Here is a 24,221-nt window from a genome sequence, read left to right on the forward strand (position 1 = left end):
AAAATTAGTTGTCTAACATGACTAATTTAAACAATTGATCATGTTATTTTTGACAGAAAATTCATTTAAAAAATATAAATAATACAATTAGATTAACCTCTGTTCAAACTGTATTGTTTGAGGTTTCCATAAGATAGGGATTGATAATATATTTTTGCTTCACACTTATCTATACTTACACAAAAACAAAGGATAAACATTAACTGGAATATTAAACTCATTTTTATTAGGAGGACTACAAAGCATGACTAAAGTTGATACGGTAAAGGAAAAAATTATTGAAACATCTTTATATTTATTTAATACTAATGGGATAACTCGCACATCCATCCAGGATATAATGACAGCTACTGAACTACCTAAAGGGTCTATTTATCGTAGATTCAAAAATAAAGAAGAAATTGTCCTTGCTGCCTACGACAAAAGTGGTGAGATTATGTGGGGGCATTTTCATAAAGCAATGGAAAATAAAAAGACAGCAATTGATAAAATCCTTGCCATTTTCCTTGTATATCAAGATGCAGCTAATAATCCCCCTATTGCTGGAGGCTGTCCATTGCTTAATAGCGCAATTGAAAGTACTGGAGTATTCCCAGAATTACAAACAGCAGCAGCAAAAGGTTATGATGATACAGTAATGTTAATGGCTTCTCTCATAAAAGAAGGAATAGAGAAACATGAACTTAAAGAAGATATAGACATTAGATCGCTTGCTTCTTTTCTTGCATCTTCAATGGAGGGCGCTATTATGGCAAGTCGAGTATCGAACGATAATATACACCATCAGTATTTTATTGAACAAATAAAACATCATCTTTTCACTTATTCTAGATAAGTGAGAACTTGCATTGCTTTTATTCCATTTTTAATAGCCTTAAATTGAATAACCCCCTCTCATAAAAAGTATCTTCTGTTTATGAGAGGGGGTTATTCATATATTTATATAAAAACTTACTCATCACTAGTAAGTAGGAATTTCATTTATCATTGTATATTCTTCACATACCTCTCCTTTTATCCTACCCTTAAAATAAAAAAATACGGTATACCTACCGTATCATAAAAAATCTTCAAATTTTTTAATACGCTTACTGTCGGCGTTCAAAAGCAAGACGTACAGCAAGACCCGTCAACACACTTGCCATAAGCCAACGTTGTACTCTCAGCCACGTTGGGCGTGTGCCAAACCATGTAGCAATTTTACTTGCTGTAAACACAATTAGAAGGTTGACTATAAAACTAACAGTGATTTGCGTAAGGCCTAAAACTGCACCTTGTATAAGCAACGATCCCTTCTCAGGATCTTCAAATTGAGGTAACAGTGACACATACAAAATAGCAATCTTTGGATTTAGAAGGTTAGTCATAAGCCCCATCAAAAATAATTTCCGTGGTGGCTCATTAGAAATAGTACGAGGTTCCATAATAGAAGTAGCACCCGGTTTTATCGAATTCCAGGCGAGCCAAAGCAAATAAGCAGCACCTGCCCATTTGACTGCTTCGTAGACAGCGGGTACTGCAAGGAATAGCACTGTAAGTCCGAACATTGTTGCGATTATATAAATTACAAATCCGAGCATAATGCCTAAGAGAGAAATAAATCCTGCCATACGTCCTTGCGTAATGGAACGAGAAATGAGATAAATCATATTAGGCCCTGGTGAACAAACCATACTAAGCGAAACAATTGCAAAGGCTAACAAAGTACTAAAGCTAACCATAAACCTTCCCCCTTTATGTTACATAAAATTTCCTATTGTACATTTTATCATGATTAAGGAGACCAAAGATTAATATAAGCCGATGCAGCTAAGTAATATGATCGGATCGAATGTATGGTAATCATATACTTCTCCTTCTCTTAAAGAGAGATTTAAAAATAACCTATCCATAGTGATACTACAGCAACTACTAACAAAGCAAAACAAATTGTTATATTTCGAACCCACTTTTGTATATCCTCAAAATACCGTCCTATAAATATAGCGTTGATATAAACGATAAGAAATAGAACAACGAAAGTAAATGACCCCAATTTATCGTTGAATTTTTCATTAGTATATGTGCTTACATGAAGGAATAGAAAAACAAACACTACTATGAATAGCTCAAATATCCGTCTTTTATTCACTCTGTCACCACCTTACATTAATTCCCTTTTATTCCATTTTATCAGAACATAATGTGTAGTAGCATATGAATATTATATTCATGTCAAAAAGGCTAACAATTCAAGATTGTTAGCCTCTACTTTCCATATTCGCACCTTTTATCACTTTATTTCCTAACAACCGGGATCCACATTTCACCAAATACTAAGCCGTCTCTTTGCCCCATCTCAACTGTTGTATTTGGCCCACCAACATAAGCAAAATCTGTTGCTTCTCGTAAAGCTTGACCGAAAGCCATGCCAGTAAGCTTATTACTTAACTCTTCAGCCGTTTTGTCTTCCCCTTTCACTACTAAGTATTCTCCCTTCGGAAACTGGATCACTCTAGACTCTTCTTCTATTTGTGCTTCTGTCATGACACCAGCATAATACATCATCTTGTTATTCACCGCTTCGCTCACAGAAAAAATGTATTCGTTTGTAGCTAGTTTTTTTAAAGTATCCAACCTTCCATCTTCTTTAACAGCTGACCAAAAGTCTTCCTTTTCTTTATTTATTCCAGCAAAGTCTGTATAGTCACTCTTAATTTCAGTTCCAATACCTAACACAATAAAGCTATCTTTTTCTTCTATCGTATAATTTTTCATTTTCAATACCTTCCTTTTTTTAAAATGAATCAAACGATTTATCTTTTCATCTGATGAGTTTATAATAACTTTAAATCATGTCAAAAAATGATACTGTTTAGGAGACTCCAATGAAAAAAGTTGAACGGATTAATACAATTATGCGGTATATCAACAATCGTTCGCACTTTACAATTACTGAAATCATACGAGAATTTAACATATCACGATCGACAGCTATTAGAGACATTAGAGAAATTGAAGCTATGGGCATGCCACTTGTCGCTGAAGTTGGGAGAACTGGTGGATATTTTGTCATGCATAATTCTATCCTGCCCGTTGTTCGCTTTACTGATAACGAAGTCAAAGCTCTTTTTATTGCCTTTATGGCTACAAGAAACCAACAACTTCCCTATCTAAAAAGTCGCCAATCTTTAGCCGAAAAACTACTAGGTCTCATTTCAGAAACCCAGCAAGATGACCTTGTTCTTTTAAATCAACTTTTTCTTTTTGAAGGGACTAACCCTCATAATCCCGACCTACTTGAGCTTTCTGACCTCCCCCACCCTATGTTAGAAAAACTCATCCAAATCCTTCTTTCCGATAGACATTTATTGATTACCATCAAAAAAGAAGAGAAAATCAAGTCTTATCCAATTTATCTATTACACCTTTATCAAGAAAAAAGCCATTGGATCATTGAAGGGTTTGACTTAAAAGAAGAAAAGAAGCTGATTTTTCCTGTCGATGACCTCATCAATATTGAACCGTACACGACGAAAAAAAGGTTAAGTAAGAAAAAGATCTTAGAAAAACTTAGTAAAAAGGACAAAATAATCAATCTCGTACTTGAATTAGGACCGAAAGCAATTGTCCAGTTCAAAAAATACCACCCTTTTAAAGTTTCAATATCTTACACAAATCCTTACCAATCTACAGCCATTTTAAAAACATTTATCGATGTTAATAATTCTGATGAAGTGACAGAGATAACAAATTGGCTGCTTTTCCTAGGAAAGGATATTACAATCATGGAAATGCCTGAAGAAGTATTAAAAGTTTTACAAGAGCGACTATCCTTATATTGCCCTTGAGCGATAATGCGTATTTTCTACCATGAGTGCACAGCAAATAATAAAAGCACGGAAAATCTTCCGTGCTTTTTCAAATATATATATTATTTCGGATGACTAAATTCACTTATCCTAACTGACGTTTAAATGCTTTACTAGCGAAAAAGTAAGAGATAATCATGATGCCTACACACCAAATGAGTGCAATCCATATATCGTTACCAACAGTACCTTCATATAAAAGGGCACGAATCGCATTCACAATTGAAGTTACAGGCTGATTCTCGGCAAACGCACGAATAATTTTTGGCATCGTTTCGGTAGGTACGAAGGCTGAACTAATAAATGGAAGAAAAACGAGTGGGTATGAGTATGCTGTCGCCCCTTCCATAGACTTCGCTGTCAGCCCTGGAATGATAGCTAGCCATGTTAGTGCTAACGTAAACATCCCCAGTATTCCAGCTACTGCAAGCCAATCTAGCATATTAGCACTAGAACGAAAGCCCATTAAGAGCGCAACAAGCATGACAACCACGATAGTAAGTACATTAGCAACAAGAGAGGTTAAAACGTGAGCCCACAATATCGATGAGCGCTTAATAGGCATCGTAATAAAACGTGCCATCAGCCCACTCTTTACATCCGTAAATAATCGCACAGAAGTGTAAGCCACACCGGATGCGATGGCCATTAGCAAAATTCCCGGCAATAAATAATTGACGTAGTTATCCGTTCCTGTCTTTATAGCCCCGCCAAATACGTAAACAAACAATAGCATCATCATAATCGGTGTAATCGCTACAGTAATAATTGTATCTGGACTACGCATAATATTGCGCATTAAGCGCCCTAGTAATACCCCTGTTTTGCTTTTCATTTACATCTCCCCCTTTTTACCGATAATCGCAAGGAAAATTTCTTCCAATGTCGGCTGCTTCTCGATATACTCCACCTTAGCTGGCGGGAACATCTCTTTCAGTTCAGTAAGAGTACCTGTCGTAATAATTTTTCCGCTATGCAAAATTGCGATACGATCAGCTAGTTGTTCCGCTTCTTCCAAGTACTGAGTCGTGAGCAAAATCGTTGTGCCGCTACCAGCAAGTTCCTTGACAGTATCCCACACTTCAATCCGCGCTTCCGGATCAAGTCCAGTCGTTGGTTCGTCTAGAAAAATAACTGCTGGCGCCCCAATCAAACTCATCGCGATATCAAGCCGGCGCTTCATCCCGCCTGAATACTGATCTGCCCTCTGGTTGGCCGCATCTGTCAGGCTAAATTTTGTAAGTAGATTGTCAGCGACTTGGGCGGGACTAGAAACACCACGTAACTTGGCAATCATTATCAAGTTTTCCCTCCCAGTAAGCATGCCGTCTAAAGCTGCGAACTGTCCTGTCAAACTGATGCTTTGCCGAACATAATCTGATTGACGCTGAATATCAAATCCGCAAATACTCACCTCACCATCATCTTGTTTCATTAGTGTCGAAAGGATATTGACCGTTGTCGTCTTTCCCGCTCCATTTGAGCCTAGCAGCGCGAAAATTTCACCACGCTGCACTTCAAAATCCACTCCCTTTAAGACCTCGTTGTCTTTAAAAGATTTTTTTATTCCTTTTACAGAAATCACTGCATTACTCATACTTTTTCCCCCTTATAAAATTAATTACCTACACCCTCTATTTAGTATCACCGATAATCTGTATTACTTAGTAGTGGTGTAAAAATAGAACTGAATAGCGATGGCGGCAATTCACATTTGTAACCAGCTAATCAGTCGGTATTACTAATTGCATTTATTTTTTTCTCAATTTCTTCATGATGCTTTCATTAAAATCTTCACGATACTTGGAGACATATGTTTTCGCATTTGCCACTAGTTCATCAGCAAAAGATGCTACGTCCTCCCCAGTAATATCAAGCACTTGTCTGCCTTCCGCTGCACCAGCTTCAAACAAATCGATTAATTCATACTGTATGTGCAGCATATCCATCCCATTACCCGCTGAGAAATTCCACATGTAGTTTTGAATTTTCTTAAACACAAACTGATAGTCCTCTGGCAGTGCTCCAACACGTGCCATCATCATTTTGTACTCTTTTTTATCACCAATTAATTTTTTAAACATTTCCAACATCTTATTTTCCTCCTTTTTTATAAAGCAGAACAAGAAACTCTCCAAATATGAGCCGCAACATTTTATATTATGAGGCTAGTTTGACTTCAAGACGTTAATTTTTGAAGATACAAAATCCCATTTTTCCCAAAACAATTCAAGCTCCTGACGGCCATCATCATTTAATGAATAAAACTTACGAGGCGGTCCCATATCTGATGGTTTCTTTTCAATATTCACAAGCTTTTTCTTTTCTAATCGTACGAGGATGGTATAAACAGTCCCTTCCACGACTTCGGTAAATCCAAGATCATTCAGGTGGCGGGTAATCTCATAGCCGTATGTTTCACGGCGGCTAATGATTTCCAGTACACACCCTTCCAGTGAGCCTTTCAGCATTTCAGTTAAATTTTCCATGTCCTGATCCTCCTTTACCCCCTATTCTGTCTGACTTATATTCAGTATCACAGAGTACTAAGGCGAATTTTTACTGAATAGCTTTTGAGTAAAACTACACTATTCAGTATTACTTATTACAACTACATTGTATGACTAAGTAGCGATGAATGTCAACTAATTTTCAAATTTTTTCTAAAATCCGCTATTCCCTATCGTTTACTAAAAACATTTTAAGAAACAACACTACTCAGTATCACCTATTACTTCTACATTGTATGACTGAGTAGTTGTAAATGTCAACTTGATTTTTATATTTTTCTAAAATCAACTATTACCTATCCCGCTAAGAAAAGAAAATACCCCGAAACAAAAATTCTACATTTTTATTTCGGGGTGCTATAGGCTAGTTCTTCTTTTTAATAAGACAAATCATCATTTTGTTACGATAACATCATATCCATATCTTCCGCTGCAGTTGTAATTAGTTTTAAACCGAATGTTTCCTGTAATACATCAAGCACGCCAGGTGAAATAAATTCAGGCGCCTTTGGACCGATACGAATATCTTGAATTCCAAGACTAAATAGCCCAAGTAAAATAGCAACCGCTTTTTGTTCAAACCATGATAGAACAATACTAACTGGCAATTCGTTCACTTCGCATTCAAATGCATCTGCTAAAGCGGCTGCTATTTTCACTGTAGAAATTGAATTATTGCATTGCCCTAAATCAATATAACGCGGAATTTCTGTACCAGGTACAACACCGTAATCCACATCATTAAAGCGGAATTTCCCGCAAGAAGTCGTTAAAATAACTGTTTCTGGCGGAAGTGACGTTGCTAATTCACGATAATATTCTCCGCCTTTTCCTGGTGCATCACAACCTGCGATGACAAAGAATCGCTTAATCTTTCCTTCTTTTACGGCCTCAATAATTTCTGGAGCTAATGATAATACTGTATTATGATGGAATCCTGTTACTAACTGTTCATCCGACTCCATATGTACTTCTGGAAGTTCTAGCGCTTTTTGAATCAACGGTGCAAAATCATCATTTTCAATTTTTTGTACACCTTCTAAACCTGCAATATCATACGAAAAGAATCGATCAGAGTATGATCCTTTAATTGGCATAACACAGTTCGTTGTCGCTAATATGGCACCTGTAAATTTTTCAAAAAGACGTCGTTGATCATACCATGCCTTACCGATGTTTCCTTTTAAATGCTTATATTTTTTCAGCTGCGGATACCCGTGTGCTGGTAACATTTCAGAATGCGTATAAATATTAATTTCTTTTCCTTCTGTTTGCTTTAATAATTCTTCTAACGCAAATAAATTATGACCAGTAACTACAATTGCTTTACCTTCTACATGGTTTTGTGTAATTTGAACAGGCTCTGGAACACCAAAGTGATTCGTATGTGCTTCATCTAACAACTCCATTACTCTTAAGGCTGATCGCCCTACTTTCATAGCCATATCAATATGTTCTTGTTCATTAAAGTTAGAATTGGTTAATGTCATATACAATGCTTCTTGCGTCGTAGCATCTACAAAAGCATCCGTATACCCTAGCTGAGCAGCATGCGTACGATAAGCAGCAATTCCTTTTAATCCAAACACGATCGTATCTTGTAAACTTGCAATTGTTTCATTTTTACCGCAAACACCTATTACTTTACATCCGCCTGTTGGCGTTTGTTCACATTGATAACAAAACATGATCATCCCACCCTCTCCCAATCATTCCTTACAAATCAAGCATAATACCCATTAGAAAAAAAGGATGTGATATCAATCACAATACTTAGTATAAATTTGTGACAGTTCATTTTGTTGACATAATATTTTTATTGACACTAAAAAAATCATATAGAAGTATGTATATAATTAATTTAGGAACTACTAGTCATACAAAAAAAGCTATTCTTTCTATTATTCAACAGAAAGAATAGCTTTTTTTCATTTTGAAGAACTATCAATTTTTTGATTAAAGATTTTATGAAAAATCACTTTATTTACAATACATTTACATTATCTTAACATTACTTACATTATTTATATGATATATTTATATAGAACTACTTCAGAAATTTCATGTACATTGTTATCTTTATAATCTCTGATTTAATTGATAAGAGATTATTTTATATTTTCATACCAGGGGTGAATTAGGATGACTGAAACTTTAAAAACACTTATAATGCTTGATGCTACTTACGTTGTTATAGCAATTATGACAGTACTGGTATTTGTATACTTGGAATTAAAATCTCAGTAACGTATGCAGACTTTGCATTTAAATATAGTTAGAAGAAAGCGAGGAGAAATTTATTTCTCCTCGCTTTTATATTCCCATAGTTTCTCATTTCAACAAATCCAATGTATGTAAAAGTAGTCCCCTATCCCCTACTTCCCCATGACCAGGCACTACTGCATTTATATTTCCATATCGCTTCAGCACATTCTCAATCGATGTAGACCATTCATTTACATAAGCATCAGCGACGTTTCCTAAATCTTTAGCGGACGCTGATTTCACTAAACAGCCTCCAGCTAAAATATTGTATTGCGGTAACCATACGACAATATTATCTTCTGTATGTCCTTTCCCTGGATAGAACGTTTCTACTTTCATATTTCCAAACTTCAAATTTGTAATGGTCTGTAAGTCTCCAAGTGGTTCTTCATATCCATTTTTCTTCGCTAGTTCTGCAGTCAATGTCGTACTATGCGCTTTAATGCCTCTTTCTTTCAAAGTTTTTATTCCGCCAATTCGATCAGCGTGCGCATGTGTAATAATGACATCCGTTACGCGCTTCTTAAATTTCTTTTCTACCATCTCTATTAATTCCTTCGTTAGTTTATCATCCCAAGAAGAATCGACAAGTACTACCCCTTTAGAAGTAGTAAGAACTAGACCGTTCGAAGGAACTGCTTCTCCGTTAAAATAACCTAACTCCGTATGAACCCATACATTTTTATTTAACTGAGAAATTGAAATAGTTCCTGACTCATTTTTTATTACTTTTTGCTCTAAATTTTGTTCCGCTTGTACAGAAGAAATTGTACTACCAAATTGAGTTAATCCTAATAAACTTACACATACCCCTACTTTTAATAATGTATTCTTTTTCATTTTCCCCACCCTTTCGTTCAAACGAAATAGTTATTACCTATAATAGACAGTTCATTTCAAATGTTTGTTCCATGTACGCTCTTCAATTGTTGTATCTTGAAATCCTTTTTCTTTACTGAAATTTAATACATATCTCTGGAATTCCACAATATCCATACTTAATCTCCCTTCATGATAAATACTCCATTTTTCTATTACACTTAAAATCTATTTTGTTAAATTATAACATTCATACTATAATTTATTTATAGCCCTTTAACGGAGGTGTTTTCAATGACTCTCTTCGCTTCTCCATCCTTATTCATACTAGCAATCATTTCATTTACACTAGCCTATTTCATCGGAGTAAAACAATACACTTGGCTCTTATCAGGATTCAATGAACGCCGTGTATCAGATAAAGTTAAGTTATCAAAAATAGTTGGTCTTTATAATTTAACTGCTGGTGCTATTGCCACAATTGGCAGTGTCTTCACTACTCCTAATGCAAAAATCTTATTTCCTATCATTATAATTGGCCACGTTATAATCGCTGCCTATGTAAATACACGTATGGTACAGTGAAAAAAGATCACCCAAATGGATGATCTTTTTATAATTTATCAACATATTGCTTCGCTTCTAGTAAAGAAAAACCAAAAGCCTCTCTTACTCTTTTAACTGCTGTAACTGTTTTTCCTTCTTCCATAAGCTGGCGTAACTCTTTATTAATTTCAGGTTCTCTATCTATAATTCCCATTTCTTTCGTAATTAGCTGTAATCTATCTTCCATCCTCTTTAAACGTGCATCCGTTTTCTTTTCAATTCTATTCAATTTTTCAGCAATATAAATAAACCCAAAGACCGCTATCGGTATGATCATCCAAAATTCCATGACTATCCCTCCTATTAGCTTTCATTTGTTTTATTCCACTAACTTATGTAAATTTTACCATGAAACACATTTAATGTATAATAGTAATATACAACAATGTTGATAAAACCTTTTATTTTAGGGGGACACATTATGAAAAGATTTTTTAAGACGTTACTACAATTTGTAGTTCTTTCAATTGCACTACATTTATTATTTGATATCGTTGGCTGGCTTGTTTTCAATGCGCCAATTCAAAACAAACAAGTTATCATTTCCTTACTAACAACTTCATGGCTTATGTACATGTACCGAGATAAATTTTTTAAAATATTCACTTCAAATTAACTAAAAAAACTTCATCGATAAAAGATGAAGTTTTTTCTTTTTCTCTCTATTTACTACTGTATAATAGAACTAACATTCTGTCTTTTTAAGAAAGGAGTCACTATGAACTTAAAAAGTAACAATATATACGAAAAAATGAACCAATATTCCGTTGCAGGTTTAAGCCTTGCCGCTATACGTGATGGTATACTAGACGAAGTCGCTGCTTTCGGAACACTTGAATCTGGAACAACTAGAACTGTCACTACGAATTCTATATTCAACTCTTGTTCAATTAGTAAATTCATCACTACAATGCTCGTACTAACGTTATCAGATCAAGAAATCATACATTTAGATGAAGATGTAAATGATAGACTTACATCTTGGAACATACCTACCACTCTATTTACCTCACAGAAAAAAGTTACATTACGAAATTTATTAAGTCACCAATCTGGAATTACTGATCCTCCTAATAGTTTTGAGCATTATACACTTGCACAAGGACGACCAAACATGTCCGAAATCCTTGCTGGTAAAACATCATATTGCTCCGTACCTATTGAAGTGACCTATAAACCAGAAAGTGAATTTCACTACTCTGATGCAAACTTTTGTATTATCGAACTACTACTTGAAGATATAACTGGAAAACCCTTCAATCTTTTACTTGAGGAATATATCTTTCAGCCACTCCAACTGAAAAATAGCATGCTATTCTCTACTGCAGATATAAATAAAATGGAGGCCTTTGCTTGTGGGCATAATAAGGATGGGATTGTCACAGATGAAAAATATCCATTTTATCCATTCGCAGCTGCTTCAGGTATTTGGACAACACCAACAGACTTATCAGCTTTAGTTATCGAAATCATTCATTCCTTACAAGGAAAGGGCAAACTAAAACTTTCTCAAAAATTAATACAAGATATGCTTTCTCCTCAAGGTTGCTCAAAATGGACTGGATTAGGTATCTTTCTAGATGATTCTAACGAAGACTTACAAATGCATTCACTTGGATGGGGCGTGGGATTTCAATGTATGCTAGCATGCTATCCATACCGAGGTAATGGTGCTGTTATTATGACGAACACTGACTTAGGTGTTCACCAAATGGAAGGGATTATTGGTGACGTCTTAAAAACGTTATCCTTATAATGAAAAGAAAGAAGCTGTTCCTTCCAGCTTCTTTCTTTATATTACATTTTTCGCAACAATTTTTATATGTTCTGGTGCAATAATCTCCGTTATATTTTCTTGGAAATCTTCCTGCAACATTTCTTCAATATGTTCTAGCTGCACTTCAACATGTGTGCATTCTAAATTTTGTATATTTAATAGTGCATAATGATCTTTTTTCTTTATTACTAAATATTGATTTTCCTCTGTTACAAGTACAGAACCTAATCGTACTCCTAGTAGGCGTTGATCATCAAACTTCACAACCATCCCCTCTTCCCTTTATATGTAATAAAATAACATTTTATGTAATCTACTCTTTATAAACTATATCACAATTTATTAAAATATAAATATCATATTTCTTTTTCCTAAAAACCCCTATTCTTTTATATATTTCGATAAAAAAACTTTCTCAACATAAAATTAGAATTTTCAGTTTTTATTCTTGTGAAAATCAATTATAATAAAGTTAATAAATGTTTGACCTCTCCTAATTCATGTACATATGGATGATCAGTAGTCGCTGCTACTGATCTATTTTTTTGCTCCATATCTTCAATGATAGTTCTTTATTTTATTCGCCAAGTCATTAACTCAACAGTCCGATCTAATAAAGGATTGCTTGGTAAGCCTAAGCCCTCTCCTCATAAAATATAATTCTATTTGAAAACGGATCAATCACAGTTAATTCCATTGTATCCCACGGTGTTCTCTCTATATCAGGTTTTGAATACGCATATTCTTTATTCAATAATATAGAATGATAATCCTCTACATTATCTATTTTGACCCGAATCGCACCACCTGGCGAAGCATCCCCATGATGCTCTGATAAATGTATTACAGCATCATGTAACGAAATTTGCATATATAATGGCATATGTTCCTCATACCGATGTTCCCAATCCAGTTTAAACCCTAAAAAATCTATGTAAAATAGCCTTGCTTTTTCAATATCAAAAATTCTAAATATAGGTGTAATCATTTATAATCCTCTCCTACTTATAAACATCTGCCGCCAATTCCCTCAAAACATCCACATTCACTACTTCAAAGCAACCATTGTTCTTTTTTATAATCTCTTTATCACAAAAAATATTCAATGTACGTAAAAGGTGCCGATAACTCGTTCCTAACAATTCAGCTGTTTCCGTTAAATTCCCACTAAACACAATTCTATTTCCATGCTGCACCGCTCGTTCTCCTGCTGCTAACATGTAACTCGCAAGTCTATTTTCAAGTGGATATAGTAAATTAATTGTACTATTTTTTGAAAGTCTATTTAATTTATGTGCTAATGATCCGCAAATACATCGTAAAAATTTCGCATCATGAAATAGTTGATTTCTCACTTTTCCTAAAGGTAAAGCAACACAATATGAATCTGCCATCACTTGTACGTTTGAAGCTGTCTTTTGAGAATGAATTAACTCCACATCCCCTAACAGCTGCAAGCTATCATAAAAACATAACAATACAGATTTCCCGTTACTTAATGTATTAAACGCTTTCGCTTTTCCTTCAACGAAGAAAAATAAATAATCTATCTCTTCATTTTCTCTACAAATAAACTCATTCTTTTTAAAAAATATGAGTTCCATATACGGTTTCATATCATTACTAAAAAAAGAGCCAATATTATTTTGTTTCATATAATTTGCTAATTTAATTGAATTACATACTTTCTTCATAGTTCCCCCGCCTTTACAACTCATCCCCATTGTAATCAAAATTTTCTTTCTCTACTATGACATATGTCATAGTAATACACAATTTCAGCATGATACAGTCATTACAAATATGAAAATTAAAGGGGATATTACATTGTATAACTTTCTTTCTGTCTTTATTGGTGTGCTCATCGCCGTTATGCTGCCATTGAATGGGATTTTATCTGAGTTAATTGGCAAGTACACAGCGAGCGTTGTCATTCACCTTGTCGGTTTAATTGCAGTTATCTTCATTTTAATCATAAACAAAAATAAAATTCGTTTCGATAAAGGTATTCCACTTTTTCTATATAGTGCTGGAGCGATTGGGGTATTCACTGTTCTTTTTAATAATATAAGTTTCTCCGTCCTTGGTGCCTCTATTACGATCGCATTAAGTTTACTTGGTCAATCTATTGCTTCCATCGTTATTGATCATTTCGGCTTATTAGGAATGAAAGTTGCAAAGTTTGAAAAGAAAAAACTAATCGGATTATGTTTCATCTCTTCCGGAATTATAATCATGACAATTTATTAATGGGGGGCAGAAAAATGTTATATATTACGATCGCTATTTTAGCTGGTGTTTCTATCGTTGTTGCTAGAATTATAAACGCGAATTTAGCAGCGGAAATTGGAAATTGGGAAGGCACGTTTTTTAATTATATTACTGGATTATTTTTCTCTACATTATTTTTAATTTTCAGTTCAGATTCATTTTATATTCCAATGCAAACGTTACAATCTATTCCTATCGCTGTGTACTTAGGCGGATTAGTAGGCGTTATCGTCATCTCTTTATCGAACTATATTACTCCTAAAATATCAGCATTTTATTTAACGTTACTCATCTTTATTGGACAATTATTTGCGGGGACTATCATTGATTTCATCCTGTCACACGAACTTTCAATGGGCAAAGTTGTTGGCGGCATTTTCGTACTAATCGGGCTCACTTACAATTTACTCGTAGATCGCCCTGTAAAAACTGTGAAGCATAACCAAGTTCAACTATAATACTTTACGCTTCCCTATCATATATTAATAGAAAAGCTCTTCATTCGAAGTAATAGAGAGGAGAATATTCTATTAAGAAGATCATTTTACTGCTCGGTAGCGCATTGATTATTTTTGGAATCGTATGGTTTTTTAACTCTGGAAAATCTATTCAAGACTTCTATACAGCAAATAAGCCAAAGAAGAAAGCTACTATCATTTCAACTCAAAGAGATCCAAATGAGCCCCCTGTCTTTTTAGGAAAACAGGAAATAAAAGATATACATGTCGAGTCAATTAAAACAAAAAAGGATATCTTTCTCACAAAAACAGATGAATTAAAAACATTCATTAACAGTATGGATACAGCCAAAAAAGGAAAATTAATATTAGATGAAGAAGGATCAGATTTAATAGATTGTGACATGTGGATTACTTTTGAAGATGGAACTTATAAAAAATATTTCATATGGGTAGTTGACCATCACAATAACGAAGTGATGATTGCTCAGCAAGATACTCCTGATGATGTAAGCCTTACGTACTATCAATTAAATGAAGATAGTTCTAAAAAAGTTTATAACTTATTCAAAAAAATCATTTAAACGAAAAAGTCATGAGCACGTAAGCTCATGACTTTTTGCACTATATATATTCAGGGAACACTTTACATCCCTTTTCCTGCTCTATATCATGCCCAAAGAAAACAATTGGCTTCTCTTTTATCACAACTTCTTTTAAACGTTTAATTGAAGATAAAGCTAATTCTGGATCAAATCCAGCAAACGGCACTTCATCTTCAAAATTCTCTTTCGTATAAGATGCATCAATCGTTAATAATACAGGACCGGATTTTTCCGTCTCAATTAATAATGACTGATGCCCTGGAGAATGTCCTGGTGTATACAATAACTGAACACCAGGTACCACTTCATAATCACCTTCAATAATTTTGTAGTTTAAATTCGGCAGTATACACTCTTTCAAATATTCCTCTCTATACTGTGCCGCCTCATATTCAGCACGCTGTATAACGATTGGCGTATTCGAAAAAGAACCGTTTCCTCCAGCATGATCAAAATGCAAGTGAGAACTAATAATATATAGAAGGTCTTCCGGCTTATACCCTACACGTTTTAAAATAGTTACGATTCTATCTTCTTCAGTCATTTTCGGTAAAATCTGCCCTTCAACAAATGTACCGTTAAAAAGTCCTTCATTATTGACCGCACTTTCTGGCATACCTGTATCTATTAAAATAGGCCCCTCTTCTGTCTCCAAAAGATAACACCATACAGGTAAGTTCAATAAATTCCCTGGTGTGAGCGTACTATTAACAGAAGAATGATCTAACATACAACGACCTGCTGGAATGAAATAAAGCTTCTTTACTGTCATTATGTATCCACCTTTACATTTAATTTTGGATAAAGTTTACATTAAAAAAATTCCTCCTGTTAGAAATAAACTCCTTCTCTTCTTTCACTGTTTCAACTATTATTTTTGAGTCATTCACAAATTCTCCTTACATTATTAATTTCTATTCGTTATTCCCCTAAAAATCGAGAGTAAGAAAACAACTGTTTGTATTTTGAAATATGAAAAGAATACATACACCCTTAAACGAATGTTACATATAAAAGAACCGACTTCCTATATATTGAGAAAAGGAGTCGGTTCTTCTTTTATTTATTATTGCTCTTTATGTGCGGCGAGCTGAGATTATAAAAGGTAATATGCTATTGTTTTTTCACTGTAATATTTCCGTTATGTGTGTTTAATTTAATTACATTTTCTCCTTTTCCAATAACCGTATTTCCATTATATTTATCAAGGATATTCGCTCTGCCATTGTCAACAGAAACATTAAATTGAACATCAGTTGGTTCTTTTTCAGTTTCAATATTAATTCTTCCATTGTGAGTCGTAAAATTGAGATTTCGATCCAGTTCATTCGTTTTCAGAGTAAGACTTCCATTTTTAGTTTGCCCCTCTATTTCACCTTCAACATGGTCTAGCATTATTCGTCCGTTGTTCGATTTCACATGAATATTTTGTGCCAATATATCTTTGAAATCCATAATTCCATTGTTTGTTTCTGCGATAATTTTTGGTGAATCGATTTCTCTTAATTCAACACGTCCATTGCTTGTATTGATATTAAAATGTGTTGCGTTTAGTTTTTTAGCAGCAACGTAGCCATTATTATTGGACACTTTTAATGAATCATACTGTTTTTCGGGTAAATACACATTTAATGTTAATGGCGCCAATACTTCAGAAATATTAAAATTGAACCAGCTCGGTTGCTTTTCCTTGTAAGAAATGAGAAGCGTTGAATCTTTCTCATCCGTTGCTAATGTTCTTTTTACGTTAGGGTTAACCTCGCCATCCAACTTTACTTTCACGTTACTATCTGTTGTAGGATTGATGTTAACACGAACGTTAGTCGTATCAATAATGACGCTTGACACATTATTATTAATGACCTTTTCTTCTGAAATTGGTACTGCAGCAATTGAACGATACGTGAATAAACTTCCGATAATACCAATAATGAAAATAATACCTGCAATGATTGAAAGACTCTTTTTATTTATCATGCTTCAAACCACCTTTTACTAATGCTATATTGAACTTTAAATAACGAACAAATCCATTCTTTGCTAGCTTCGTTAAAAATAACATAGCAATAACAATGAAATATCCAAGTCCACAAAGTGCTAAAGAAACAAAAAGATTAAATAGCAAGAATGCATTTGGATGTATAATAGTATCAACTAAAACAAGTAATGGTGCGCCTAAAAATGAGATACCTAGAACCCATCCTGAACAAATCAATGCCGCTAATGTAATTGCAGGTGCAAGCACGATTAACAAATTGAAAAAACCTAATCCAATTACTGCCCAAATTGCCCGGAAAACATTTCCTGTTGTCGCACTTGTTGTTACTTTCTCAATATGATAATCTGCTAATAACTCTTTGGCAATTTGAGATGGAGAACCTAATGAAGCTGCAATTTCTTCTTCGCCTTTCCCTTCCTCTAATCCGAAAGTAAAATGTTCTTCATAATCTTTTAAAATATCTGCACGCTCTTTATCAGATAACCTTTTTAGAGATACATTTAATTGTTGTAAAAATTTATCTTTCGTCATTACGTACACCTTCTTTAATTAATTGATTGACACCTTGTGAAAACTCATTCCATTCCTCCAAAAGTTGATACAAATACGTTCTACCTTTATCCGTCAGTGTATAGTACTTTCTTGAAGGCCCTTCTGAAGACTCCTGTAAATACGTTGTAAAATATTCTTCCTTAGTTAGCCTTCGAAGAAGAGGATAAACAGATCCTTCTGATATTTCAATTTGATTGGATATACTTCGAACTAATTCATATCCATAACGGTCTTGCTTATCCAGTAAGACAAGAACACAAAGTTCTAAAACTCCTTTTTTAAATTGTACATTCAATATTCATTCACCCTATCCTAATTGACATCAACTACTGTTTACTATTCAGTACTGTTTTATAATAAGTAACTACAAGTATAACATAACACTTAGTATTGTTCATTGCAAGGTACACTAAAAAAATAAAGTGAAACTTTAATCAGTGGGGGTTTTCTTCATCCTCCACTGATTATCAGCCCTCACCAATCGGACTTTTATGGGCAGCCCGACCCCCACCTAACTTCTTTGCTTTCGCTGAATTTTGAGGTGGGGGCCTTACTGCCCATTAAAGCGGGATAAATATATCTTTCTGTTTTTTAAATCAAAACGATGGCTGACCCTCTCCAGTTACAAAGTTCTAAATGAGACAGAAACAGGTCTTTTTCAAAATGGAAATGACTCAACTTTTTTACATAATGACACTTTACCTACTATAATAAAAGAGAAAAACTCTTACTTTAATGGAGGGAATAGAAATGAAAGCAATTGGTTTACATGAATACTTACCTATTGAAGAAGAAAACAGTTTAATTGATATTGAAGTTGAAAGACCTGTTGCTACAGGAAGAGATATACTCGTTAAAATTAACGCTATTTCCGTTAACCCAGTCGATACCAAAGTCCGCTCTCCGAAAGATAAAAAAGAAGATGTAGCGAAAATACTTGGCTGGGATGCTAGTGGTGTTGTCGTGCAAACTGGCGAAGGTTGTACGTTATTTAAAGAAGGCGACGAAGTATTTTACGCTGGAAGTATTACGAGACAAGGTACATATAGTGAATACCACCTAGTTGACGAAAGAATCGTTGGCAAGAAACCTAAAACGTTAAGTGATGCTGAAGCTGCAGCACTTCCTTTAACAGCTATTACGGCTTGGGAAGGTTTATTTGAACGCTTAGGTATTGATTATAATAAAAGAGATGAGAATACATTCAAAAACATTTTAATTATTGGCGGAGCTGGTGGTGTTGGCTCGATTGCCATTCAACTTGCAAAATGGGCTGGACTGAATGTAATTACAACTGCATCCCGCACTGAAACGATACACTGGGTTGAAAAATTCGGTGCTGATTATATTATTAACCATCACCAACCTTTACAAGATCAAATATTAGAATTCGGGATAAAAGATGTAGATTATATTTTCTGCTTAAACAATACAGATCAACATTGGCAAGCAATATGTGAGCTTATTAAACCACAAGGAAAAATTTGCTCTATCGTAGAAAATGAGCACCCTCTTGAGATGGGTATTTTAAAAAGCAAAAGTGCTACATTCGTTTGGGAGTTTATGTTCACAAAAGCGATGTATGAAACTGGCGATATGATCACGCAGCATGAACTATTAAATAAAGTAAGCGAACTATTAGATGAAGCCATTTTAAAAACTACATTAAATGAAACATTAACACCAATTAACGCTGAAAATATAAAAAAAGCACATGCCCTGCTTGAAAGCGGAAGTACAATTGGGAAAATCGTTTTAGAAAAGTTTTAATAATAAAAAGTCCGATTTCCAAATGAGAAATCGGACTTTTTACTATCTTTATTTACTTGAAATCTCTTGATCATTTGGAATATCTAACGGAGGTCGTTTCCCTATTCCGAAAGCATAGAAACTAATTGTTACGATAGCTAAGAAAGCAATACCTACAACTAGTGAAATACGCGTATCATCGTTAAACCACATTCCGATTAATACCATAATTAAAAAGGCAATTGTTAAATAGTTTGTAACAGGAGCAAATGGCATTTTGAACGGATGATCTTTCATCTCTGCCCCTTTTGCTTTTCTAAAATTAATTTGGCTAATTAAAATGACGAACCATGGCACCATACCAGGAAGTACACTCGCACTATATACATATACGAATAAGTTTTTCGGTGCAATATAACTTAATACAACACCAACCGCTAAACCGATAATTACACCAACTGTACCGAATAAAGGTACACCATTTCCAGAAAGTTTCGTGAAATATTTCGGTGCTTGTCCATTTACACCTAACGTATACAGCATACGCCCCGCACTATAAATACCACTATTACAACCAGACATCGCCGCTGTAATAACAACGAAGTTAATAAGTCCAGCTGCTGCCGTAATACCAACCTTCGCAAAAGTTGCTACGAACGGACTACCAATTGTACTTAATTGATCCCACGGATACACAGTTACAATAACGAAAATAGCACCAATATAGAAAATTAAAATACGCCAAATTGTACTTTGAATTGCTCTTGTAAGTGTCTTCTTCGGATTTTTCGCTTCACCAGCAGTAATACCAATTAATTCCACACCTTGGTATGCACCAACTACAAGTGATAATGCAAAGAAGAATCCTGAAAAACCACCTGTAAAGAAACCGCCATTTGACCAAAGATTAGATATGCCAATCGCTTCTCCGCCGTTACCAATTCCAAAGAAAATAAGTCCAAATCCCGCAATAATCATTAATAGAATTGTAACGATTTTAATCATCGCAAACCAAAATTCAAATTCACCAAATGACTTAACAGAAATTAAGTTAGCTGCGCCAAGAATAACCATCGCGATTACACCTGGTATCCAAGCTGGTAAGTCTGGGAACCAATATTGCATATACGCTCCAACTGCAATAATTTCTGACATCCCAACGATAACCCACTGGAACCAGTTACTCCACGCTGTCATATAACCAGCTAACGGATGAATATACTTATGACCGAACGTCGCAAATGAACCTGTACTTGGTTCCATATACAACATTTCACCCATCGCACGCATAATAAAGAAAATAAAAATACCTGCAATTGCATACGCAAGCATTACTGACGGACCTGTCCATTTAATTGTGCTGGCTGACCCCATAAACAAACCAACACCAATCGTTCCACCTAAAGCGATCATTTGAATATGACGTGCTTCTAAGCCTCTTTTCAATTCTTTGTTTGCCACTTCACTTCCCCCTCTTAGATGATTCATAGCCGCATTTTAAAACAAGATGCTTTCCCCTAATTCCTTTCGGCCCTGAAAATGATGAAGCAAACGTCATTTTACACTAGCTTTAAAGCTATCCTAAAATCGTTTTTTGCCTCTTACAAAATTCTCAAAACCTTTCACCTTCCAATATTCTATAAATCTTAAAATTACTTACCTTATATTAATTCATTTATCTGAAAAGTTCAATTATTTTTTCGATAAATTATTATACATAAGTCTGATTAATTTTTAACTAAATTAACAATAAAATACATCTATTCAATATGATTCCGTCATGAATATTATTACAATATAAATAACCGAGGATATCCTATCCTCCTCGGTTATTTCACTAATTATAGTTTGTACTGTAATTGCTTACACATGCAATTAACGAACCACGCAGAAATTTAATATATTAATAGAACTACAAAGTCACTGGCTTCTACATCTCTTATTTATTCCATCTCCTACTTTAAGAAAAATATAATTACACTTAAATCAATCAACAATACCTTTAATTTTTGTTCGTATATCCACTAATCATTTTCATAACATATAAAAGAGTCTCATTAAAAAATGAGACTCTTTTACCATTTCATATTTAAATCATTTTTGAAGTTTGTTTCCCTAAAATAAACACTTTAGTAAACACCATCATGATAACTACTATAGCTAGAAAATAAAGTGGCATCACGAGTAACGATCCCGTATGAAGCTGGCTCATTCCCCAAATTGTCATCGTTACAATTACATAGTACCCTAAGCTAAACAATGCTCCTGCTGTACCAATAACCTCTTGAAAATCTACTAATGCTAAACTTAAACAGTTAGGTAACGCTACTCCAATTCCTAATAGCAATATAAACATCGCTATTAAAAATCCTATCATATATATTATGTTTGGATTTGATCCAAATGAAGTAATAACAGATAAAAGGATAGCTCCCCCCGTCATTATGAGACAACCGATATATATAATCTTCTCTGGTTTATAAGTAGCAAGCAATCGTTTTGAAACTTTCGCTCCAATAATAGAAGCAGAAGCAACAACAATTCCTAAAAACCCATACATACTAGGCGATAACTGAAAGTATTCAATAAAGATAAACGGCGCTTCTGCATAATAGCTAAATAAAACACCATTCGCTCCCCCAATTAATAACCCATATGTTACTACTTTCGGATTTGTAACCAACCGTTTTAAAACAGAAAACACATTTATTTTATTCGTTACTGAGTCCGTTTTTGTTTCTGGAAGAGAAACAAACGTATACAGAAAAATCCCGATACTCATAACTACTAAACTTAAAAATACGATTTTAAATCCAAACATTTGATCAAGAAAGCCACCAATTAACGGTCCTATCGCTGGTGTAAAAGCAATGACTGCCGAGATTTGAGCAAACATAACATGCCTCTTATGCCCTTCTACACTTTCACGAAGAATCGTTTGTGTCACAACAGAGCCAGCACTTGCTCCAAACGCTTGAATAAAACGGCTTAGCAATAAAACTTCAATGGAATTTGCAATAAAGCATAAGAAACTTCCAGCGCCATATATTACAATTCCAAATAACATTGCCGGTCGACGACCAACTATATCTGATAACCATCCAATAAAAAATACACCTAAAGCAAATCCAGCAAAATACACACTAAGTGTTAACTGCACCTCATTATTACTTACGTGTAACGCCTTTGAAATATCAGGTAAAGACGGTGTGTAAATCGTTTCACTAATTTGCGGAAATGCGACAAGAATGATCATTAACAAAAGTGATGGTACTGAGACTTTTTTCATTTTTCATACCCTCCTATAACTTTGAAAATCTCAGAAATAAAAAGACTTTCCTTAGCTACGGAACAGGAGGGGCCATTATAGAAATACGATCATAAAATAACAAAGAAAACACCTCAATTACGTATGTTAATACTTATAGGAGGGTAATATTAACATTGATTTTAATATATACTTTTTCAATTATATTACATATTGTGTTTCTTTTTCTAGTGTGGAGCCTTGAAGAATTTGTTAAAAGGATAACTTGAAGCAACCACCTTTTTGTGGAATAATTAGAAATAGTTTGAATTAATAGATCTAATTATTAAACGATAGACTAGCATATTTCTAATTTCGCAAAGCTTACAAACAGGAGGATTTTTGTAATGATTGAAATTTTAAGGACAGTAATAAATTTCCTAATTGCTCTATTCTCAGGAGAATTACCAATTGTATATTATGTGTGGATTATTACCCTATTCCTAATTCAAATAAGCCAATCTACTCTGAATTATAAACTCTTTAACAAGAAAGATAATTTCAGCACTTATACGTCGGAAGGATTACTTGCTTTTATTATTTTATTATTTGGAGGTATGTTAGTATCTAAATTACTTGCTTACATAATAGACAATCCTACTATTAGTATGACAAATGTAACACATTATTTTATTTCTCTTATTATATTAACTATATTTGTCGTCATAAGCTGTCTTAAAGATTTTATAGAAACATCTATCAAAAATAAAAATGTGTCTCTTTTTAGCTTTTTAGTAGTTTCCTTAATAACAAGTATACTTTCATTCAAGTTTTTATCACCTTTAATTGAAGGTTCTTTTTCTCTTTCTAAATCTTTTATAACCACTTTAATCATTCTTGTAACTATATCAATTCCTCTATTAATTGCCTTAGAGGAAAAGTATGCAGATGAAAAATAATTCTTGCATTTATAGTTTGAAATTGAGTGTCTATTCTTTTTTAGCCGTGTAACTAAAAAAATAACTGTCATTGAATCAAAATTTAAGCAGAAATGAGGACTACAATTGAGCATTGAACAACAATTATATGATGCAGTGAAAAATTTAATTGAACAAAGGTATCCGCATAATTGGGGCGGAGCTGCAGCAATTCGTGTAGAAGATGGATCCATTTATACAAGTGTTGCCCCAGACGTAATAAACGCTTCAACAGAACTTTGTATGGAAACAGGTGCTATTTTAGAAGCACATAAATTCCATAAGAAAGTTACACATTCGATTTGTCTTGCAAGAGAAAATGAGCATTCTGAGTTAAAAGTATTATCACCTTGTGGTGTATGCCAAGAACGTTTATTTTATTGGGGACCAGAAGTACTATGCGCCATTACAAATTCTAAACAAGATGTTATTTTTAAACCGTTAAAAGAGTTGCAGCCATACCATTGGAGCGAAGCATATCATGATGAATTCGCAAAAGAATGGAGTACGAGATAAAGTGAAACTTTAATCAGTG

Annotated in this window: 30 protein-coding genes and 1 pseudogene; 11 read left to right on the forward strand and 20 right to left on the reverse strand. The window is 34.2% G+C overall.

The window, feature by feature from the left end; all coding sequences use genetic code 11:
* Positions 1-244: 244 nt before the first annotated feature.
* The gene (locus tag ACXVYO_RS07280) at positions 245-835 is read left to right on the forward strand and encodes a TetR/AcrR family transcriptional regulator (RefSeq protein ID WP_088029449.1); all 591 of its coding nucleotides are present in this window, start codon (positions 245-247) and stop codon (positions 833-835) included.
* A 253-nt stretch (positions 836-1,088) separates the two neighbouring features.
* On the opposite strand, the gene ACXVYO_RS07285 is transcribed toward ACXVYO_RS07280, so the two are convergent.
* From ACXVYO_RS07285 to ACXVYO_RS07295, 3 genes are all read right to left on the reverse strand, one after another.
* A complete protein-coding gene (locus ACXVYO_RS07285; protein WP_087958887.1) occupies positions 1,089-1,721 on the reverse strand; it encodes a LysE family translocator in 633 nt (210 codons plus the stop codon).
* Between the two features lie 152 nt (positions 1,722-1,873).
* The gene (locus ACXVYO_RS07290) at positions 1,874-2,131 is read right to left on the reverse strand and encodes a DUF3963 domain-containing protein (RefSeq protein ID WP_458466478.1); all 258 of its coding nucleotides are present in this window, start codon (positions 2,129-2,131) and stop codon (positions 1,874-1,876) included.
* A 146-nt stretch (positions 2,132-2,277) separates the two neighbouring features.
* Complete coding sequence (locus ACXVYO_RS07295) at positions 2,278-2,757, reverse strand: GyrI-like domain-containing protein (protein WP_458466479.1); 480 nt, start codon at positions 2,755-2,757, stop codon at positions 2,278-2,280.
* 110 nt (positions 2,758-2,867) lie between these two features.
* On the opposite strand from ACXVYO_RS07295, the gene ACXVYO_RS07300 reads away from it, so the two are divergent.
* Positions 2,868-3,830 carry a helix-turn-helix transcriptional regulator gene (locus ACXVYO_RS07300; protein ID WP_458466480.1) on the forward strand — a complete coding sequence of 321 codons (963 nt, stop codon included), beginning with the start codon at positions 2,868-2,870 and terminating at the stop codon, positions 3,828-3,830.
* A 106-nt stretch (positions 3,831-3,936) separates the two neighbouring features.
* On the opposite strand, the gene ACXVYO_RS07305 is transcribed toward ACXVYO_RS07300, so the two are convergent.
* The 7 genes and pseudogenes from ACXVYO_RS07305 to ACXVYO_RS07335 form a co-directional block, all read right to left on the reverse strand.
* Positions 3,937-4,686: an ABC transporter permease gene (locus ACXVYO_RS07305; protein ID WP_458466481.1), complete on the reverse strand. Its 750-nt coding sequence runs from the start codon at positions 4,684-4,686 to the stop codon at positions 3,937-3,939.
* Entirely contained in the window at positions 4,687-5,448 is a 762-nt protein-coding gene (locus ACXVYO_RS07310) for an ABC transporter ATP-binding protein (protein ID WP_458466482.1), read from the reverse strand.
* Positions 5,449-5,602: 154 nt separating this feature from the next.
* A complete protein-coding gene (locus tag ACXVYO_RS07315) occupies positions 5,603-5,944 on the reverse strand; it encodes a DUF1048 domain-containing protein (protein WP_458466483.1) in 342 nt (113 codons plus the stop codon).
* 75 nt (positions 5,945-6,019) lie between these two features.
* The gene (locus tag ACXVYO_RS07320; RefSeq protein WP_064475931.1) at positions 6,020-6,340 is read right to left on the reverse strand and encodes a PadR family transcriptional regulator; all 321 of its coding nucleotides are present in this window, start codon (positions 6,338-6,340) and stop codon (positions 6,020-6,022) included.
* Positions 6,341-6,762: 422 nt separating this feature from the next.
* A complete protein-coding gene (gene hcp, locus ACXVYO_RS07325) occupies positions 6,763-8,049 on the reverse strand; it encodes a hydroxylamine reductase (protein WP_458466484.1) in 1,287 nt (428 codons plus the stop codon).
* A 643-nt stretch (positions 8,050-8,692) separates the two neighbouring features.
* Positions 8,693-9,466, reverse strand: coding sequence for a BcII family subclass B1 metallo-beta-lactamase (bla2, locus tag ACXVYO_RS07330; RefSeq protein ID WP_458466485.1), 774 nt, complete (start codon positions 9,464-9,466; stop codon positions 8,693-8,695).
* Positions 9,467-9,538: 72 nt separating this feature from the next.
* Positions 9,539-9,646: pseudogene (locus ACXVYO_RS07335) on the reverse strand (MazG nucleotide pyrophosphohydrolase domain-containing protein); the annotation flags it as partial.
* A gap of 93 nt (positions 9,647-9,739) precedes the next feature.
* Between ACXVYO_RS07335 and ACXVYO_RS07340 the strand changes: the two are divergent.
* Positions 9,740-10,030 carry a DUF3784 domain-containing protein gene (locus ACXVYO_RS07340; protein WP_458466486.1) on the forward strand — a complete coding sequence of 97 codons (291 nt, stop codon included), beginning with the start codon at positions 9,740-9,742 and terminating at the stop codon, positions 10,028-10,030.
* A gap of 28 nt (positions 10,031-10,058) precedes the next feature.
* Here ACXVYO_RS07340 and ACXVYO_RS07345 read toward each other — a convergent pair whose 3' ends face one another.
* Positions 10,059-10,340 (reverse strand): hypothetical protein, encoded by a 282-nt coding sequence (locus ACXVYO_RS07345; RefSeq protein WP_061677629.1) that lies wholly within the window; start codon positions 10,338-10,340, stop codon positions 10,059-10,061.
* Between the two features lie 132 nt (positions 10,341-10,472).
* On the opposite strand from ACXVYO_RS07345, the gene ACXVYO_RS07350 reads away from it, so the two are divergent.
* Both ACXVYO_RS07350 and ACXVYO_RS07355 read left to right on the forward strand, forming a co-directional pair.
* Positions 10,473-10,667, forward strand: a complete 195-nt coding sequence (locus tag ACXVYO_RS07350; protein ID WP_458466487.1) for a hypothetical protein — start codon at positions 10,473-10,475, stop codon at positions 10,665-10,667.
* A 102-nt stretch (positions 10,668-10,769) separates the two neighbouring features.
* A complete protein-coding gene (locus ACXVYO_RS07355) occupies positions 10,770-11,807 on the forward strand; it encodes a serine hydrolase domain-containing protein (RefSeq protein ID WP_458466488.1) in 1,038 nt (345 codons plus the stop codon).
* Positions 11,808-11,843: 36 nt separating this feature from the next.
* Here the strand turns inward: ACXVYO_RS07355 and ACXVYO_RS07360 are convergent, their stop codons facing one another.
* The 3 genes from ACXVYO_RS07360 to yeiL form a co-directional block, all read right to left on the reverse strand.
* On the reverse strand, positions 11,844-12,092 hold the full coding sequence (locus ACXVYO_RS07360) for a hypothetical protein (RefSeq protein WP_458466489.1): 249 nt from the start codon (positions 12,090-12,092) through the stop codon (positions 11,844-11,846).
* Positions 12,093-12,462: 370 nt separating this feature from the next.
* Complete coding sequence (locus ACXVYO_RS07365; RefSeq protein ID WP_458466490.1) at positions 12,463-12,816, reverse strand: glyoxalase superfamily protein; 354 nt, start codon at positions 12,814-12,816, stop codon at positions 12,463-12,465.
* 13 nt (positions 12,817-12,829) lie between these two features.
* On the reverse strand, positions 12,830-13,522 hold the full coding sequence (gene yeiL, locus ACXVYO_RS07370) for a transcriptional regulator YeiL (RefSeq protein ID WP_458466491.1): 693 nt from the start codon (positions 13,520-13,522) through the stop codon (positions 12,830-12,832).
* A gap of 109 nt (positions 13,523-13,631) precedes the next feature.
* Between yeiL and ACXVYO_RS07375 the strand changes: the two genes are divergently transcribed.
* From ACXVYO_RS07375 to ACXVYO_RS07385, 3 genes are all read left to right on the forward strand, one after another.
* Positions 13,632-14,078: a DMT family transporter gene (locus ACXVYO_RS07375; RefSeq protein WP_458466492.1), complete on the forward strand. Its 447-nt coding sequence runs from the start codon at positions 13,632-13,634 to the stop codon at positions 14,076-14,078.
* 14 nt (positions 14,079-14,092) lie between these two features.
* Positions 14,093-14,557 (forward strand): DMT family transporter, encoded by a 465-nt coding sequence (locus ACXVYO_RS07380; protein ID WP_458466493.1) that lies wholly within the window; start codon positions 14,093-14,095, stop codon positions 14,555-14,557.
* Positions 14,558-14,646: 89 nt separating this feature from the next.
* A complete protein-coding gene (locus ACXVYO_RS07385) occupies positions 14,647-15,141 on the forward strand; it encodes a hypothetical protein (protein ID WP_458466709.1) in 495 nt (164 codons plus the stop codon).
* Between the two features lie 40 nt (positions 15,142-15,181).
* On the opposite strand, the gene aiiA is transcribed toward ACXVYO_RS07385, so the two are convergent.
* The 4 genes from aiiA to ACXVYO_RS07405 all read right to left on the reverse strand — a co-directional run bounded on the left by aiiA (position 15,182) and on the right by ACXVYO_RS07405 (position 18,008).
* Positions 15,182-15,934, reverse strand: coding sequence for a quorum-quenching N-acyl homoserine lactonase AiiA (aiiA, locus tag ACXVYO_RS07390; protein WP_458466494.1), 753 nt, complete (start codon positions 15,932-15,934; stop codon positions 15,182-15,184).
* Positions 15,935-16,275: 341 nt separating this feature from the next.
* Positions 16,276-17,139 carry a DUF4097 family beta strand repeat-containing protein gene (locus tag ACXVYO_RS07395; protein ID WP_458466495.1) on the reverse strand — a complete coding sequence of 288 codons (864 nt, stop codon included), beginning with the start codon at positions 17,137-17,139 and terminating at the stop codon, positions 16,276-16,278.
* Positions 17,129-17,692 carry an HAAS signaling domain-containing protein gene (locus ACXVYO_RS07400; RefSeq protein WP_458466496.1) on the reverse strand — a complete coding sequence of 188 codons (564 nt, stop codon included), beginning with the start codon at positions 17,690-17,692 and terminating at the stop codon, positions 17,129-17,131. Before ACXVYO_RS07400 ends, ACXVYO_RS07395 begins: the two co-directional genes overlap by 11 nt.
* Complete coding sequence (locus ACXVYO_RS07405) at positions 17,679-18,008, reverse strand: PadR family transcriptional regulator (RefSeq protein ID WP_073515771.1); 330 nt, start codon at positions 18,006-18,008, stop codon at positions 17,679-17,681. The genes ACXVYO_RS07400 and ACXVYO_RS07405 overlap by 14 nt, the downstream gene beginning before the upstream one ends.
* A 455-nt stretch (positions 18,009-18,463) precedes the next feature.
* Here ACXVYO_RS07405 and ACXVYO_RS07410 point away from each other — a divergent pair, with 455 nt between their 5' ends.
* Positions 18,464-19,483 (forward strand): zinc-binding alcohol dehydrogenase family protein, encoded by a 1,020-nt coding sequence (locus tag ACXVYO_RS07410; protein ID WP_458466497.1) that lies wholly within the window; start codon positions 18,464-18,466, stop codon positions 19,481-19,483.
* Between the two features lie 48 nt (positions 19,484-19,531).
* Here ACXVYO_RS07410 and ACXVYO_RS07415 read toward each other — a convergent pair whose 3' ends face one another.
* Positions 19,532-20,923: an amino acid permease gene (locus tag ACXVYO_RS07415; protein ID WP_458466498.1), complete on the reverse strand. Its 1,392-nt coding sequence runs from the start codon at positions 20,921-20,923 to the stop codon at positions 19,532-19,534.
* 628 nt (positions 20,924-21,551) lie between these two features.
* A complete protein-coding gene (locus ACXVYO_RS07420; protein ID WP_458466499.1) occupies positions 21,552-22,751 on the reverse strand; it encodes a multidrug effflux MFS transporter in 1,200 nt (399 codons plus the stop codon).
* Positions 22,752-23,116: 365 nt separating this feature from the next.
* On the opposite strand from ACXVYO_RS07420, the gene ACXVYO_RS07425 reads away from it, so the two are divergent.
* A complete protein-coding gene (locus tag ACXVYO_RS07425) occupies positions 23,117-23,668 on the forward strand; it encodes a DUF5823 family protein (RefSeq protein ID WP_458466500.1) in 552 nt (183 codons plus the stop codon).
* Between the two features lie 105 nt (positions 23,669-23,773).
* Positions 23,774-24,202 (forward strand): cytidine deaminase, encoded by a 429-nt coding sequence (locus ACXVYO_RS07430; RefSeq protein ID WP_073515779.1) that lies wholly within the window; start codon positions 23,774-23,776, stop codon positions 24,200-24,202.
* Positions 24,203-24,221: the final 19 nt, after the last annotated feature.

This window comes from Bacillus sp. BC08 (assembly GCF_054326875.1).